Source organism: Salinivibrio sp. IB872 (genome assembly GCF_001995345.1).
GTDB lineage: Bacteria > Pseudomonadota > Gammaproteobacteria > Enterobacterales > Vibrionaceae > Salinivibrio > Salinivibrio proteolyticus.
Genome location: NZ_MUFO01000009.1, coordinates 13,325 through 28,386, shown reverse-complemented (window position 1 = coordinate 28,386; position 15,062 = coordinate 13,325). Strand labels below are relative to the sequence as shown.

12 protein-coding genes and 1 tRNA gene are annotated in these 15,062 nt (G+C 49.6%); 3 read left to right on the top strand and 10 right to left on the bottom strand.

What is annotated here, in order from left to right:
• Positions 1-248: 248 nt before the first annotated feature.
• Both BZJ18_RS05855 and BZJ18_RS05850 read left to right on the top strand, forming a co-directional pair.
• Positions 249-1,481, top strand: a complete 1,233-nt coding sequence (locus BZJ18_RS05855; RefSeq protein ID WP_069590543.1) for a pyridoxal phosphate-dependent aminotransferase — start codon at positions 249-251, stop codon at positions 1,479-1,481.
• Between the two features lie 65 nt (positions 1,482-1,546).
• A complete protein-coding gene (locus BZJ18_RS05850) occupies positions 1,547-2,170 on the top strand; it encodes a tRNA-uridine aminocarboxypropyltransferase (RefSeq protein ID WP_077455698.1) in 624 nt (207 codons plus the stop codon).
• On the opposite strand, the gene BZJ18_RS05845 is transcribed toward BZJ18_RS05850, so the two are convergent.
• The 10 genes from BZJ18_RS05845 to BZJ18_RS05800 all read right to left on the bottom strand — a co-directional run bounded on the left by BZJ18_RS05845 (position 2,167) and on the right by BZJ18_RS05800 (position 13,894).
• Positions 2,167-3,522 (bottom strand): anti-phage deoxyguanosine triphosphatase, encoded by a 1,356-nt coding sequence (locus BZJ18_RS05845; RefSeq protein WP_077455697.1) that lies wholly within the window; start codon positions 3,520-3,522, stop codon positions 2,167-2,169. The two genes, BZJ18_RS05850 and BZJ18_RS05845, sit on opposite strands and share 4 nt — an antisense overlap.
• A complete protein-coding gene (gene yfbR / locus BZJ18_RS05840) occupies positions 3,512-4,114 on the bottom strand; it encodes a 5'-deoxynucleotidase (protein ID WP_069590549.1) in 603 nt (200 codons plus the stop codon). The genes BZJ18_RS05845 and yfbR overlap by 11 nt, the downstream gene beginning before the upstream one ends.
• Before the next feature lie 108 nt (positions 4,115-4,222).
• Positions 4,223-4,525, bottom strand: coding sequence for a ComEA family DNA-binding protein (locus BZJ18_RS05835; protein WP_198532191.1), 303 nt, complete (start codon positions 4,523-4,525; stop codon positions 4,223-4,225).
• Positions 4,526-4,695: 170 nt separating this feature from the next.
• A complete protein-coding gene (gene ppiD, locus BZJ18_RS05830) occupies positions 4,696-6,576 on the bottom strand; it encodes a peptidylprolyl isomerase (protein WP_077455695.1) in 1,881 nt (626 codons plus the stop codon).
• A 168-nt stretch (positions 6,577-6,744) separates the two neighbouring features.
• Positions 6,745-7,017 (bottom strand): nucleoid-associated protein HU-beta, encoded by a 273-nt coding sequence (hupB, locus tag BZJ18_RS05825; RefSeq protein WP_069590554.1) that lies wholly within the window; start codon positions 7,015-7,017, stop codon positions 6,745-6,747.
• Positions 7,018-7,205: 188 nt separating this feature from the next.
• Entirely contained in the window at positions 7,206-9,578 is a 2,373-nt protein-coding gene (lon, locus tag BZJ18_RS05820; protein ID WP_077455694.1) for an endopeptidase La, read from the bottom strand.
• A 144-nt stretch (positions 9,579-9,722) separates the two neighbouring features.
• Positions 9,723-11,000 carry an ATP-dependent protease ATP-binding subunit ClpX gene (clpX, locus tag BZJ18_RS05815; protein WP_069590558.1) on the bottom strand — a complete coding sequence of 426 codons (1,278 nt, stop codon included), beginning with the start codon at positions 10,998-11,000 and terminating at the stop codon, positions 9,723-9,725.
• Positions 11,001-11,265: 265 nt separating this feature from the next.
• Positions 11,266-11,889: an ATP-dependent Clp endopeptidase proteolytic subunit ClpP gene (gene clpP, locus BZJ18_RS05810; protein WP_069590560.1), complete on the bottom strand. Its 624-nt coding sequence runs from the start codon at positions 11,887-11,889 to the stop codon at positions 11,266-11,268.
• A 278-nt stretch (positions 11,890-12,167) separates the two neighbouring features.
• Positions 12,168-13,472, bottom strand: a complete 1,305-nt coding sequence (gene tig, locus BZJ18_RS05805; protein ID WP_077455693.1) for a trigger factor — start codon at positions 13,470-13,472, stop codon at positions 12,168-12,170.
• Between the two features lie 345 nt (positions 13,473-13,817).
• A tRNA-Arg gene (locus BZJ18_RS05800) sits at positions 13,818-13,894 on the bottom strand.
• Between the two features lie 295 nt (positions 13,895-14,189).
• Between BZJ18_RS05800 and folD the strand changes: the two genes are divergently transcribed.
• Positions 14,190-15,047 carry a bifunctional methylenetetrahydrofolate dehydrogenase/methenyltetrahydrofolate cyclohydrolase FolD gene (gene folD / locus BZJ18_RS05795; protein WP_077455692.1) on the top strand — a complete coding sequence of 286 codons (858 nt, stop codon included), beginning with the start codon at positions 14,190-14,192 and terminating at the stop codon, positions 15,045-15,047.
• Positions 15,048-15,062 lie beyond the last annotated feature (15 nt).

Here is a 15,062-nt window from a genome sequence, read left to right as displayed (position 1 = left end):
GGCGGCAGTCCTATTCGCAAATCGTGTACGGCTTCATGTAGCACGTAATTAATGCTTGTCAGTCTACCTGTCCCCTGCGGGGATAAACATGCGCTAGATCAGTCTTCTGTCGAACTTGGTCGATTTTTTTGCCCGACAGCCACCGGTAAAACTTTATTCGTTTATCTCTTTCGAATCAGACCACGAATAGTGTAAGTTACCAAAAAAGCCTAATAACAATATTCACCTTTTACTAAACAGGAAAGTCAATGCAACACATCGGGATGTCCGCCAAGCTGGATGACGTCTGTTACGACATCCGTGGCCCAGTGATGAAAGAAGCCAAACGGCTTGAAGAAGAAGGCCACCGCATTTTAAAACTCAATATCGGCAACCCTGCGCCTTTTGGCTTTGATGCGCCAGATGAGATTTTGGTCGATGTGATCCGTAACCTTCCCACCTCACAAGGTTACTGCGATTCAAAAGGCCTTTATTCCGCGCGTAAGGCGGTGGTTCAGCACTATCAAAAACGCGGTTTGATGGACTTAGATGTTGAAGACGTGTATCTGGGTAACGGTGCCTCAGAGCTTATCGTGATGGCGATGCAAGCCTTGCTCAATAATGGCGATGAGTTATTGGTGCCGTCACCGGACTATCCGCTGTGGACCGCGGCGGTGTCACTGTCGGGTGGCAAGCCGGTGCACTACTTGTGTGATGAAGAATCGGACTGGTATCCAGATCTTGATGATATCAAGGCGAAGATCTCGGCTAAAACACGCGGCATCGTGCTCATTAACCCAAACAATCCAACGGGTGCGGTATACAGTCGCGACTTTTTGCTGCAGGTGGTTGAGATAGCCCGCCAGCACAATCTGATTATTTTTGCCGACGAAATCTACGACAAGATCCTTTATGACGGCGCGCAGCATCATTCTATCGCCACCTTGGCCCCTGATGTGTTGTGTTTAACTTTTAACGGCTTGTCAAAAGCCTATCGAGTTTGCGGCTTTCGCTCTGGCTGGATGCTGGTCACTGGCCCCAAACAGCACGCTCGGGGCTACATTGAAGGCTTGGAAATGCTGGCTTCGATGCGCCTTTGCGCCAATGTGCCGATGCAGCATGCCATCCAAACGGCATTGGGCGGTTATCAAAGTATTAACGAGTTAATTCTTCCCGGTGGCCGTTTATTAGAACAGCGCGATAAAGCGTACGAGCTGATTAATCAAATCCCTGGTGTGAGCTGCAAAAAGCCTAAAGGAGCGCTCTATCTGTTCCCGAAGATCGATACTAAGCGCTACAACATTCACAATGACGAAAAGATGATGCTCGACTTTTTATTGCAAGAAAAAGTCTTGATGGTACAAGGCACCGGCTTTAACTGGCCCAAACCGGATCATTTTCGGATTGTCACCTTGCCTCGCGTGGATGACTTAGAAATGGCTATTAGCCGCTTTGAACGCTTCCTCTCGGGCTACAGCCAGGTCACGACCGTGGCTACGTGATACTTGCGTTTTTCATCAAGCAGCGGTAAAACGCTGCTTGATTCCGTTCTCAACCAGCGATCATCATGTCTCGATACTGCGCGTCTTGTCATAAAGCGAAAGCGATTTGTGTGTGCGATGCCGTCACACCGCTGACCAATACCATTCCCGTGATTATTCTGCAGCATCCCGATGAGGTCTCACACCCTAAGAACAGCGCTTGTTTGCTCGCGCTTGCGCTAGATAATTGCCAGTGTTGGGTAGGCGAGGATTTCAGCCAACATGCCGCGCTTAACGATGCACTCGCGCAATCGGAGCGACGCTATGCCGTCTTGTATCCGGGCGAGCACGCTTGCTCACTTTCATCACTGACCGAGTCATTGGATGAGGACGACAAGCAGCTGCCATGGGGGATCATCTTACTCGACGGGACATGGAAAAAAGCCTACAAGATGTATCAGCTTTCAACCAACCTGCATGATTTACCCACCGCTACCATCAACACCATGCCATCAAGCCAATACAGGATACGTAAAAGCCGCAAGCCGGGCGCCTTGTCTACCCTAGAGGCAGGATTTGCCGCACTTAGCGAACTCAGTGGTGACAGTGAGTATTATCAGCCATTGCTCGCAAGCTTTGAGTCCATGATCGCGCGCCAACTGGCATTTATGCCGGCATCGCGCACGCCATCCGGCGGGCAGGACGACTAGCGAATCGCATAAAGCGGACCATTGCTGGCGGCGGTAAACATGGTGCTATGCAGCTTCTGGGCAAAACTGTCGGTCATCGACGACAAATAATCCGCAATGACACGCATTCCTGACTCACCCGCCTGTTGCGCTATCAGCCAATCTTGCCGGTAATCTTTGGGCAGGAGACGTTCCGGGTCGGAGGCAAACGCATCAAAAAGCTCCATCACCAATTGTTGCCCTTTGTACTCCACTACTTGAAGCTCTGGCTGTTTAACCACAAACTCACTGACAAAGCGTTTCAGTGTCTCCAGTACACCTGCCATCACATCCGGCAAGAACGCATTCCACGCCAGTAACGGTGATTGAAAGCACTGTGCACCATCTTGCACGGTGGGCGCAATCTCAACCGACGTGAGCAAGGTATTCACCAGCGCGCCAATCGCATCTTTGCGCTCATAAGGAGGGCCAAACATCTGCTCACTCAGCTCCCCAATATGGCTTTCTAACCATGGATCGCCACACTCGGCGAGCACACTGGCAACCGCTTCTTGCCACTGTTCTCGGTTCACTAAGCCCATCACTATCGCATCTTCAAGATCATGCACCCCGTAAGCGATGTCGTCCGCCAACTCCATAATGGAGCAATCTAAAGATTTAAAGCGGGTTTTGCGGTGTTCGCCATCAGGTTGGTTATCACGAAAGGTTAAAAAGAGGGCTTTATCCGCGTCACATAATGGTTCGAGGACCCAATCGCGCCGCGCACTATCATGATCATAAATGCCCTTAGCAGGTTGCCAATCGCGCGCCTTCAAGTGCCGAAAGTCCGTCACCGGCGTGGGCGATTGTCCGTTATGGGCAGCACTGATTAAGGCAGGGTACTTCATCACTCCCAATAAGGTTCGTCGCGCTAAGTTCATACCATGATGCTGAGTATAAGGCTCTAGCAAGGTGACAATACGGAACGTTTGGGCATTGCCTTCAAACCCACCCTCTTCACGCATCATGTAATTCAGTGCGATCTCGCCACCGTGGCCATAGGGCGGATGACCAATATCATGCGCTAGACACAAACTTTCCATCAGTCCAGTTGAAGGCAACAGCGCTCGAAAGGTCGGCTGCTTTTCTTTCAGTTGCGCGACAATCCCAGTACCAATTTGGGACACTTCCAATGAATGCGTGAGTCGAGTGCGATAAAAATCACTGTGTTCAGCCCCCAACACCTGCGTTTTCGCTTGTAGGCGGCGAAAGGCCGCCGAGTGTAAAATGCGCGCTCTATCGCGCTGATAGACGGAGCGTTTATCATTGCGTCGCTTTTTATTTTCATTGCGCATGCGACGCGCTTGCCACGCGTCAGGAAGATTAAAGTCCATCGTCACTAATCTCATCGAGCGATAAGGTAAAACTATGAACAAACGTCGCCATAAAGTAATCGGTCGCCGGCGAACGGCGCTTTTCCATCGCCGTCTCTAAGCGCTTTTTAGCCTGCTCAAACTCATGATTGCCAGCCGCAATCTCTTCCAAACACTTGAGGTAAGCACATAGCGTGTCGGCTTGCTTGACTAGCAAATAATCATCTGCATCGATCGTGTCTGAATCAATCAGGCTACGGTAATCGTCTTGCAGCTCCGGCGGTAACATCGCAATCAGTTTTTGCTCCGCCATTTTCTCGATCTTTTTATATTCGGTCGCAATGGAAGGATTGAAGTACTTCACCGGCGTCGGCAAATCACCAGTAATCACTTCACTGCAGTCATGAAACATGGCTAACACCGCGATCCGATCAGGCTGATAATGGCCGCCAAACCGCTTGTTATTGATAAGCGCGAGTGCATGTGCCACAAAGGCAACTTGTAAACTGTGCTCTGAGATGTTTTCTGCGGAAACATTGCGCATTAATGGCCAACGATAAATCAGCTTCATCCGCGCGAGGTGGGCAAAAAAGTGGCTTTGTTTTTGAGTCATCGCATCCTGCTACATTGACGGTTATGGAGTCATTGTGTGTCTTGGCAGGCAAAGACTCAAGCCTTATTCGCGCAAAGGTTGTGCAAAACCTTTGCGCGTGGGGGTCACTTAGACTTTGATACGATCCCGGTTTTTCTTTAGCGTCGCTCTCCCAATCCCTTTAACCTTAATCAAATCATCCGGTGCGCGAAAAGCGCCGTGGTTATCGCGATACTCGATGATCGCGGCGGCTTTTGATGGCCCCACGCCCTCTAACTTTTCGGCGAGGGTCTTAGCATCTGCGGTATTGATGTTGACCTGTATGGTCTGCGCTTGAGCCGCCTCAGAGGTCGCGCTGTCATCCGCGCTCCACGCCGTGGGTGCCAAGAGCAAAGAGAGAGCAAACATTAGGCAAGTGAGTAGCTGTTTCATCAGATATCCTCTGTTGATTAATTTTCGCTCTCAACCTACGCCACTCCTACAAGCCTTGCATGTGCTCAAAAAAAGAAAAACGACGCAGGACAAAAGTCCTACGCCGTTTTTGTTGTTTCGCACACTTTGCTGCGAGAGACATCTAACTCTCGCGGTGAGCCATTACCTGCTTATTGGCTGTCTGAGTCCGCGTAACTGACATCCACTTGGTTACGTAGCTCTTCCAAGGTTGCTGATAAAGACATATTGCTCATCGCACGGGCAACACGGGCTGCCATTTGGCTTTGCGGGCTAATTTCAGGCACCTCTGGCTCAATCACTTTATCCAGTGCCACAACCACCACATTACCTTGCTCGTCTGTAGTCACCCCATAACTCGAGGTATCCGCTTCCGGCTTAGGTAAGGTAAAGGCCAATTCAGAAATCGCACGTTGTTGAGCAACGCGGTTTAAGGTTTGTGGTTCGCTGAATGTGTATTCACTGTCAGTCAGAGCACCATTGGCTTCAAGCTGTGTCAGCAAAGCATCTGCTTGCTCTTGGGCTTGCTGCTGGCCTTTTTGTGCGGCCAAGGTCTGTACCACCTGATCCTTCACTTCATCAAAGCTCAGCTGTTTCTCTGGTTTGACGTCATCCAAGCGGACCACAATGGCATGTTCACCCGAAAGCTCTATCAGTTCCGAGTTCAGGCCATTTTCACGTACGTCATAGCTATCCAGCGCTTGTTGCACTTCTGGACGTGCCATTACCCCTTGCGCTTGCTCTGGGGCAAAGAAGTCAGTGATTTGTACCTTACCATTGATTGCAGCAGCAGCTGGCTCAAGACCATTGGCATCTTCAAACGCGACTTCGGCAAGCTTTGTTGATTGAGCATAGAAACGATCCGCCGCGCGCTCTTGCTGCAGCGCAACGCGAATATCGTCTTTCACCTCGCTCAGTGGCGTGATATCCGCAGCATCAATGTCATCCAGACGAATGATGTGATAGCCAAAGTCTGATTTTACTACTTGGCTATAGTCACCCTTGTTGGCTAGCGCATACGCCGCTTTTTCAAATGCAGGATCCATCACACCGGGCTCAATCCAATCCAGTGATCCACCTTGTTCGGCACTGTAAGTATCATCAGAGACTTGCTGTGCCAGTTCACTAAAGTCTTCACCTTGGTTCAAGCGCTCAAGTGCTGCCTCAGCACGAGCTTTGGCGTCGTCACCAGTCCCTTCAATCAGAATATGACTGACTTTGCGACGCTCTTGAGAACCATACTGCGATTGGTTTTCTTGATAGTAAGCGGCAATGTCTTCGTCAGTGACTTGAATATCGTCAGCCAGCCCTTCACCGGTTAACTCCACATACGCCACTTTTACCATGCGAGGTTGCACATAGTCGTCTTGATTAGCTTGATAGTAAGCTTCAAGCTCCTCGTCTGACAAAGAAACCTTGGCAGCAAATGCATCCACCGGCAGCGTGATAGTACGCACTTCACGGCTTTGCGCTTCTAGACGGTAAAGACTTTCCAGTTCACTTGGCAGCACAAATTCAGAGGCTTGCAACGCCGTAAGCAGCTGCTGACGGACTAAGTCAGTCCGTACATAGTTGGCAAACTCATCCGCGCTTAACCCAGTCTGGCGCAATGCGGCTTGATAACGCTCATTGTTGAATTGTCCGCCTTGACGGAATTGTGGCATCGCACGAATGGCATCTTTGACTTGCGCGTCACTGACACGTAACCCGAGTTCACTGGCTTCATGTTCAAGCAAGAGATCGTCAACCATCCGGTCGAGAATGTTTTGGCGAAAACGCTTCACATACTCAGGATCACCCAGAAGTTGATTGAACAGCTCACCGGCTTGCTGCTGCATGCGCGCGCGTTCGTTTTGGTATGCACGCTCAAGCTGTGCACGACTAATTTCTTTATCGCCTACCGTTGCCGCGGGCGGGTTGGAACCCCCTGCCAGATAGCTGCCGACCCCGGCAAAAGCAAAGGAAAAGATAATAAGGCTTAAAATGATCTTCACCGCAAGGCTGTTGGTGCCTTCGCGTATACGTTCCATCATAACTGGCCGGTACTCCAACTGATTTGGGCTGGTGGTTTATCAACTAAAAAGGCGCATCGAATGATGCGCCTTTACGCTCTTCTTGCCGGATTATACGCGGTTGTTATTGGCTTTGCAGCTCTAACACCCAGTCAAACTTGAATAATTCGGCAATGGCTCACGCTGTGATTAGTTCACGGCGTCTTTCAGTGCTTTACCTGCTTTGAAGCCAGGTACTTTGGCGGCAGCAATTTGAATCTCTGCACCGGTTTGCGGGTTACGGCCAGTACGCGCTGCACGCTCGCGTACAGAGAAGGTACCAAAGCCAACCAGAGCAACTTGGTCACCCGACTTCAGCGTATCAGAAACCGCTTCTACGAAGGCATCCAGTGCACGGCCCGCCGACGCTTTAGAAATATCGGCACCCTCTGCGATTTGATCAATCAGTTGCGACTTATTCACTTTTTCATCCCCTTACAATACTTCTCCGCAAATCCCATTCTTTTGCGGTATTAATAAAAGACGCTTTATCGACGAAAGACGTTGAAAGCTTCCTTGCCCACCCCATGCAGGCCAAGGCTTCGAGTTAACGTTAGCTAGCAAAAAAAACGCTGACAAGCCTTTTGCGGTCTGTCAGCGTTTTACGTTGCTTAATTTTGCTGCATGTCACTCTTTTCGGGCTTAACTAGCTCAATACCGAGTGGATTATTTTCCAACGCAATGGTCAAAACCTCATCAATCCAACGCACGGGATGAATGTCGATTTCTTCTTTCACATTGTCAGGAATGTCCTCAAGATCCCGTTCATTCTCTTTTGGGATCACCACAGTTTTGATGCCACCACGACGTGCCGCCAGCAGTTTCTCTTTTAAGCCGCCGATGGGTAGCACTTCGCCGCGTAGAGTAATCTCACCCGTCATTGCTACGTCAGAACGAACTGGGTTGCCGGTCAAGCTCGACACCAGCGCCGTACACATAGCGATACCTGCGCTCGGGCCGTCTTTAGGCGTTGCCCCTTCAGGAACGTGCACGTGAATGTCACGTTTTTCGTAAAAGTCGCTATTAATACCCAGCTTATCTGCACGGCTACGCACCACTGTCATGGCTGCCTGCACAGATTCTTGCATCACATCACCCAACGAACCTGTGTGGGTGAGTTTGCCTTTGCCCGGCATCGATTCAGTCTCGATGGTCAGTAGGTCGCCGCCCACTTCGGTCCACGCAAGTCCTGTCACCTGACCAATTCGGTTTTGCTCATCGGCTTTACCGTAGTCAAAGCGGCGCACACCCAAGTAATCTTTCAGGTTATCCGAGGTGACCGTGACCGCTTTAAGATCTTTATCCAACAAGATCTCTTTCACGGTTTTACGACACAGCTTCGAGATTTCACGCTCGAGGTTACGCACGCCCGCTTCGCGCGTGTAGTAACGAATAATGCCGATAATGGCAGAATCTTCGATGGTGATCTCGTGAGGCTTCAAGCCATTGCGCTTCACTTGCTTGTCAATCAAGTGACGTTTAGCGATATTCAGTTTTTCGTCTTCGGTGTAGCCAGATAAACGAATAACTTCCATCCGATCCAATAACGGGCCAGGAATATTCATGGAGTTCGACGTTGCCACAAACATGGTGTCTGACAGGTCGTAATCCACTTCCAGATAGTGGTCGTTAAAGGCGTTGTTTTGCTCAGGATCGAGAACTTCAAGCAATGCTGAAGACGGATCACCACGCATATCCGATGACATCTTGTCGATTTCATCGAGCAAGAACAGCGGGTTGCGAACACCCACTTTCGCCATTTTCTGGATCAATTTACCCGGTAGCGACCCTATGTAGGTACGGCGGTGACCACGGATTTCCGCTTCATCACGCACTCCACCCAACGCCATACGGGTATATTTACGCCCAGTGGCGCGTGCAATCGACTGTCCCAGAGAGGTTTTACCTACCCCCGGAGGACCAACCAAGCACAAGATGGGGCCCTTGAGCTTGTTCATTCGGTTTTGCACTGCGAGGTACTCAAGGATGCGGTCTTTAACGCGCTCCAAGCCATAATGATCGGCATTGAGTACTTCTTCAGCTTTGGCGAGATCCTTTTTCACCTTAGAACGCTTGGTCCAAGGCACACTGATCATCCAATCGATATAGCTGCGCACAACGGTCGCTTCTGCCGACATTGGCGACATCATCTTCAGCTTCTGCAATTCTTGCTCGGTTTTTTCTCGAGCTTCTTGCGGCATTTTAGATTCTTCGATTTTCTGCTTCAGCGCCTCAAACTCATCGGGAGCATCATCCAGCTCACCCAACTCTTTTTGGATGGCTTTCATCTGCTCATTGAGGTAGTACTCGCGCTGGCTTTTCTCCATCTGCTTTTTCACGCGGCCACGAATACGCTTCTCGACCTGCAGCAAGTCAATTTCTGACTCCATCATGGTCATCAAGTATTCAAGGCGCTCAGCGATGTCGATAATTTCGAGAACTTTTTGCTTATCTTGCAGTTTTAACGGCATGTGAGCCGCGATGGTATCAGCTAAGCGAGCAGCTTCTTCAATCCCATTCAGTGACGTTAACACTTCCGGTGGGATCTTCTTATTCAGCTTGATAAAGCCTTCAAATTGGCTGATCGCAGTGCGAACCAATACCTCTTGCTCACGTTCGTCCATGGCTGGCGTGGTGAGATACTCGGCTTCCGCCGTAAAGAAGTCGTCTTCGCTAAACTGGTCGATACGTGCACGTTGCATCCCCTCAACCAGCACCTTAACCGTACCATCCGGAAGTTTAAGAAGCTGAAGGATCGTCGCTACCGTACCAACGGTGTACAAGTCAGAGATGCTCGGGTCATCGGTGGCGGCATCTTTTTGCGCCACCAACAGAATTTGTTTGTCATTGTCCATCGCCGCTTCTAAACAGCGGATCGATTTCTCCCTTCCCACAAAGAGTGGTATCACCATGTGAGGATAAACCACCACATCCCGAAGTGGCAGCACCGGAATTTCAATGCGCTCGGAACGCTCCAAGTTCATATGCTTCTCTCTTCCGTTCAATCTGATTAAGAGTATATGGGGACTGTTGGACAGGTTTCAACGGCTCCACCGCCAGAAAATAAAAAAGGGAGCAATCACTCCCTTTTCTTTTACCACTGATAAGGTTACACGCAATACTCGCGGTTATTCACCACCAGCTGCTTGGCTATCAGCGTGTTCATATATCAATAGCGGCGCTGACTCACCACGGATCACTGATTCGTCAATCACCACCTTGCTTACCTCTTTACTCGATGGCAAGTCGTACATGGTATCCAACAACACAGCTTCTACGATTGAGCGTAGACCGCGAGCACCTGTCTTGCGTTCCATGGCTTTCTTAGCGATCGCACGAAGCGCGTCATCACGGAACTCAAGTTCAACCCCGTCTAACTCTAGCAATGCACTGTATTGCTTGGTTAGCGCGTTTTTCGGCTCTCGCAAAATCTGTACAAGCGCATGCTCGTCCAGTTCTTTAAGTACCGCTGTGACCGGTAAACGGCCGATAAACTCAGGGATCAAGCCGTATTTGACCAGATCTTCTGGTTCAACTTTACCGAAAAACTCGTCTGCTGACTTGTCGCTCGCACCTCGGACTTCTGCACCAAAACCGATGCCAGATCCCTTATCGACACGCTGCTCAACCACTTTATCCAACCCAGCGAATGCACCGCCACAGATAAAGAGGATTTTCGAGGTATCAACTTGCAAGAACTCTTGTTGTGGATGCTTGCGGCCACCTTGAGGTGGAACCGATGCGACTGTCCCTTCTACCAATTTCAGCAGGGCTTGCTGCACACCCTCACCCGATACATCTCGCGTGATCGATGGGTTATCGGATTTGCGTGAGATTTTGTCAATCTCATCAATATATACAATACCGCGCTCTGCTTTGGCGACATCATAGTCACACTTTTGCAGCAGCTTTTGGATAATGTTTTCGACGTCTTCACCGACATAACCCGCTTCGGTCAATGTGGTGGCATCCGCCATAGTAAATGGTACATCAAGGAAACGCGCAAGCGTCTCAGCCAGTAGGGTTTTACCACTACCCGTCGGGCCTATCAGCAAGATATTACTTTTGCCAAGTTCAACGCCGTCGGCGCTTTTATCGCCATTGCGCAAGCGTTTGTAGTGGTTGTACACGGCAACCGACAGTACCTTTTTGGCTTGCTCTTGGCCGATAACATAATCATCCAGATGCTCACGGATTTCACGCGGCGTAGGAAGAGCATCTCCCTCACGCTTTGGCATCACTTCTTTGATTTCTTCACGGATGATGTCGTTACATAGGTCGACACACTCGTCGCAAATGTAGACCGATGGCCCAGCAATTAACTTGCGAACTTCATGTTGGCTCTTACCACAGAACGAGCAGTAAAGCAGCTTGCCGCTTCCACCGTCTTTTCGCTTGTCTGTCATTCGCTAACCTCTTTGGGGCGTTTGCCCATCGTTGCCTTTTGTTGAGTTTACAACAAATCGGCCACTTTTTCCGACCCGACACCCGCTCACATGTGTGGGAATGAGAAGTTATCCTCTCATTTCAATGCATAGCGGTATACCTTTTCTACTTGGCGCAACAATCCCGGATTCCGTGCGCTCTAGCATTACATCCATGTTTGGATGTAATCCGGCGAGCCATGGTCTTTTCCGCTGTCACGCCAAGCATGTAGGGTATTCGTCTGGTTTAATCTCTTTGATTGAGTACGGCGTCAACCAAGCCATAGTCCACCGCTTCTTGAGCAGACATGAAATTATCGCGGTCCGTATCACGTTCGATAATCTCCATCGGCTGACCCGTATGCTCTGCCAGCAAGGTATTCAGGCGATGCTTGGTTTTGATCATTTCTTTGGCATGGATTTCAATATCTGACGCCTGCCCTTGGAAACCGCCAAGTGGTTGGTGAATCATCACGCGTGAGTTTGGTAGGCAATAACGCTTACCCTTTGCACCACCCGCAAGCAGGAAAGAGCCCATTGAACAGGCTTGGCCTGTACACAGTGTGCTCACATCCGGTTTGATGAACTGCATGGTGTCATAAATTGCCATACCGGCGGTCACCACACCACCTGGGGAGTTGATATACAGATAAATATCTTTTTCTGGATTCTCTGACTCCAAGAACAACATCTGGGCCACAATCAGGTTGGCCATTTGATCTTCTACCTGACCAGTGAGAAAAATGATGCGTTCTTTCAACAGGCGGGAGTAGATATCGTAGGAACGCTCTCCTCGCGATGTTTGTTCAACCACCATGGGAACCAAAGCATCCATGATGGGGGGCATTGCGTGTTTATCTTGATTGCTCATAGCGTAATATCCCTAATCGAATTCGTTAACTCTCGCCTTAACCAAGGTTTAGCATAAAACGCTGTAACAGGTCACTAAAATGTTATGTCGTTGATCGCAGCTGGATGATTCATCGACAATTTTCTAAGCAAAAGTTACCTTCGCTATCGCATGATTGGCGGACAGTCGAATAGAACCTTAGACGGAAAAAATGGCCCAAATGACAAGTCATTAGGGCCATTTTATGCAGATACATGAACGGGGTGTCAATGACAACACCCACGTTTTTTATTGCGTTTTTACGCTTGTGGTGCTGCGTTCATCAGATCGCTAAAGCCAACGTTGGCTTCAGAAACCTTCGCTTTACCCAACAGCGCGTCGATCGCTTGCTCTTCAAGCGCGACATTACGCATGTTTTCCATCAGCTTCTGATCTTTTTCGTAGTAAGCAACCACTTCTGCTGGATCTTCGTATGCAGAAGCCATTTCTTCGATCAGAGCTTTAACTCGCTCGTCGTCTGCTTCTAGCTCTTCTGCTTTGATCACTTCACCCAGCAGCAGGCCAACGCTAACACGACGTTTGGCTTGTTCTTCAAACAGCTCACGTGGCAGTTGCGATGCGCTGTCCATGTTGCCACCAAAACGTTGAGCCGCTTGCTGGCGCAGAACATTGATTTCTTGATCGATCAAGGCAGACGGTACGTCGATTTGGTTTTGCTCAACCAAGCCGTCAAGGACTTGCTCTTTGATCTTGTTTTTGATCGCTTGCTTCAGCTCGCGTTCCATGTTCTTACGGACTTCGGCTTTCAGGCCTTCAACGCTGCCATCCGCAATGCCGAAGCGCTGAACGAACTCTTCCGTTAGCTCTGGCAATTCTTGCGCTTCAACAGTGTGAAGTTTGATCGCGAACTGCGCCGCTTTACCTTTTAGGTTCTCAGCGTGGTAGTCTTCTGGGAAGTTGACGTCGATAGTGAATTCTTCACCCGCTTTTTTGCCAACCAAGCCGTCTTCGAAACCAGGGATCATGCGGCCTTGGCCCATGACTAGCTGGAAGCCTTCCGCTTTACCGCCTTCGAATTCTTCGCCGTCAATGGTACCTGTGAAGTCTAGCGTTACACGGCTATCTTCTTTTACTTCACCGTCAGCTTCAACCCAGTTCGCTTGCTGCTTACGCAGGGTAGTCAGCATTTCTTCAACGTCGCTGTCTTGTACTTCTGCGTGCGGTTTTTCAACTTCGATCGCTTCCAAACCTTGCAGTTCAACTTCTGGGTACACTTCAAATTCAGCGTTGAATACCAGATCTTTACCCGCTTCATTCTCTACCGGTGTAAAGGTTGGCGCGCCTGCTGGATTAGTTTTCTCTTGGATGATGGCTTCGATGAAATGACGCTGCATTACCTCGCCCAGCACGTCTTGGCGTACTGCATCGCCATACATGCGAGAAACCATTTTCAAAGGTACTTTACCTTTACGGAAACCATCAAAACGACGATTTTTAGCAATGTTGCGTAGCTCTTTCGTGACTGCGTCTTCAATGTTTGCAGCAGGCACAGTGATGGTCATTTGGCGCTTTAGGCCTTCGGTGGTTTCAACGGTAACTTGCATTATAAAATTAACCTCAAATTTACTCAGGGGTACTGAGTGATGTTGACCAGTTTTTACTGGTGTCATCATCCGAGCTATGAATCCGTCATAGCCCCTGCGAATCCGGATACACGCAATTGGCGTATCGAGCTATCTCATCCGAGACTGAAAATTAAGACGCGCTATTATAGCGGCACCCGTCAACTGAGTCGAGACAAGGGGCGACCGATGGCGTTTCAATATCGAAATTGGGGTGATATCTCACAATTCAACCGGGCAAGATCACATCTTTTTGTGTTTTTGCACTGTTTGGTTAGCTTTTGAGCAGAAACGGGAGATTATCTTCGCTAGCGAGAACGAAAGAAATGGCACGCCCTACAGGATTCGAACCTGTGACCCACGGCTTAGAAGGCCGTTGCTCTATCCAACTGAGCTAAGGGCGCAAAATAGATATGCAGCGGGGATTATAAAGCGAGGTCAGGCGTCGTCAACGGTTTTCACCGAAATGTCTAATCAGTTGCTCAAAAGCACGCCAGTTCGCGCGGCATAGAAGCCCTTTTGTGTGGTGTTCTCCAATCATTATAAGGCGATATCTAGCACAACACCTTTGATTCACAATGACTTTGACGGTTTCTCTGCCACCAAACCACCAAAAGCAAACGTTTGCGCAATAGCTTTTACGCCCGAAGTTTGTCACAATATCGACCCGTTTTTTGCTCTCTTAGCCAAAGGATACTTATGGCCGCACAAATCATTGATGGAAAACTGATCGCGCAAACGGTGCGTCGAGAAGTCGCAGCACGTGTTGCTGCCCGTAGAGAAGCGGGACGCCGTGCGCCCGGGCTTGCCGTGATTTTAGTGGGTGACGATCCAGCGTCACAGGTTTATGTGGGCAGTAAGCGTCGCGTCTGTGATGAAGTGGGCTTTGTCTCTCGCTCTTACGATTTGCCGTCAACCTGCTCTCAGCATGAATTACTGACGCTGATCGATACACTCAATGATGACGACACCATCGATGGTATCTTGGTGCAACTGCCTTTACCTGCGGGCATTGATGCTACCTCTGTCCTTGAACGTATCCGTCCCGACAAAGACGTCGACGGCTTCCATCCTTACAATGTGGGCCGTTTGTGCCAACGTATGCCAACGCTGCGTTCCTGTACCCCAAAAGGGATCATCACCTTACTTGACCGCTACAACGTACCTTTGCGTGGCAAACATGCCGTTGTCGTCGGTGCCTCAAACATTGTCGGCCGTCCGATGACACTAGAGTTGCTACTCGCCGGATGTACCACGACCACTTGCCATCGTTTTACCCAAGATCTCGAAGCGCATGTTCGTCAAGCCGATGTGTTAGTGGTCGCTGTCGGTAAACCTAAATTTATTCCTGGCGAGTGGATTAAGCCCGGTGCGATTGTGATTGATGTAGGAATTAATCGCATGGATAGCGGCCAGCTAATCGGTGATATTGACTATGACGTGGCATACGAAAAGGCAAGTCATATCACGCCTGTTCCCGGCGGTGTTGGCCCAATGACGGTGGCAACATTGATTGAGAATACCTTGATGGCCTGCGAGCAATACCACGACGCCTAATCGTGTGATGATAAG

Bases quoted from the DNA above. Each gene is read 5' to 3' on its own strand.
- BZJ18_RS05855 (WP_069590543.1), top strand. From the start codon at position 249: ATGCAACACATCGGGATGTCCGCCAAGCTGGATGACGTCTGTTACGAC.
- BZJ18_RS05850 (WP_077455698.1), top strand. From the start codon at position 1,547: ATGTCTCGATACTGCGCGTCTTGTCATAAAGCGAAAGCGATTTGTGTG.
- BZJ18_RS05845 (WP_077455697.1), bottom strand. From the start codon at position 3,522: ATGGACTTTAATCTTCCTGACGCGTGGCAAGCGCGTCGCATGCGCAAT.
- yfbR (WP_069590549.1), bottom strand. From the start codon at position 4,114: ATGACTCAAAAACAAAGCCACTTTTTTGCCCACCTCGCGCGGATGAAG.
- BZJ18_RS05835 (WP_198532191.1), bottom strand. From the start codon at position 4,525: ATGAAACAGCTACTCACTTGCCTAATGTTTGCTCTCTCTTTGCTCTTG.
- ppiD (WP_077455695.1), bottom strand. From the start codon at position 6,576: ATGATGGAACGTATACGCGAAGGCACCAACAGCCTTGCGGTGAAGATC.
- lon (WP_077455694.1), bottom strand. From the start codon at position 9,578: ATGAACTTGGAGCGTTCCGAGCGCATTGAAATTCCGGTGCTGCCACTT.
- clpX (WP_069590558.1), bottom strand. From the start codon at position 11,000: ATGACAGACAAGCGAAAAGACGGTGGAAGCGGCAAGCTGCTTTACTGC.
- clpP (WP_069590560.1), bottom strand. From the start codon at position 11,889: ATGAGCAATCAAGATAAACACGCAATGCCCCCCATCATGGATGCTTTG.
- tig (WP_077455693.1), bottom strand. From the start codon at position 13,472: ATGCAAGTTACCGTTGAAACCACCGAAGGCCTAAAGCGCCAAATGACC.
- folD (WP_077455692.1), top strand. From the start codon at position 14,190: ATGGCCGCACAAATCATTGATGGAAAACTGATCGCGCAAACGGTGCGT.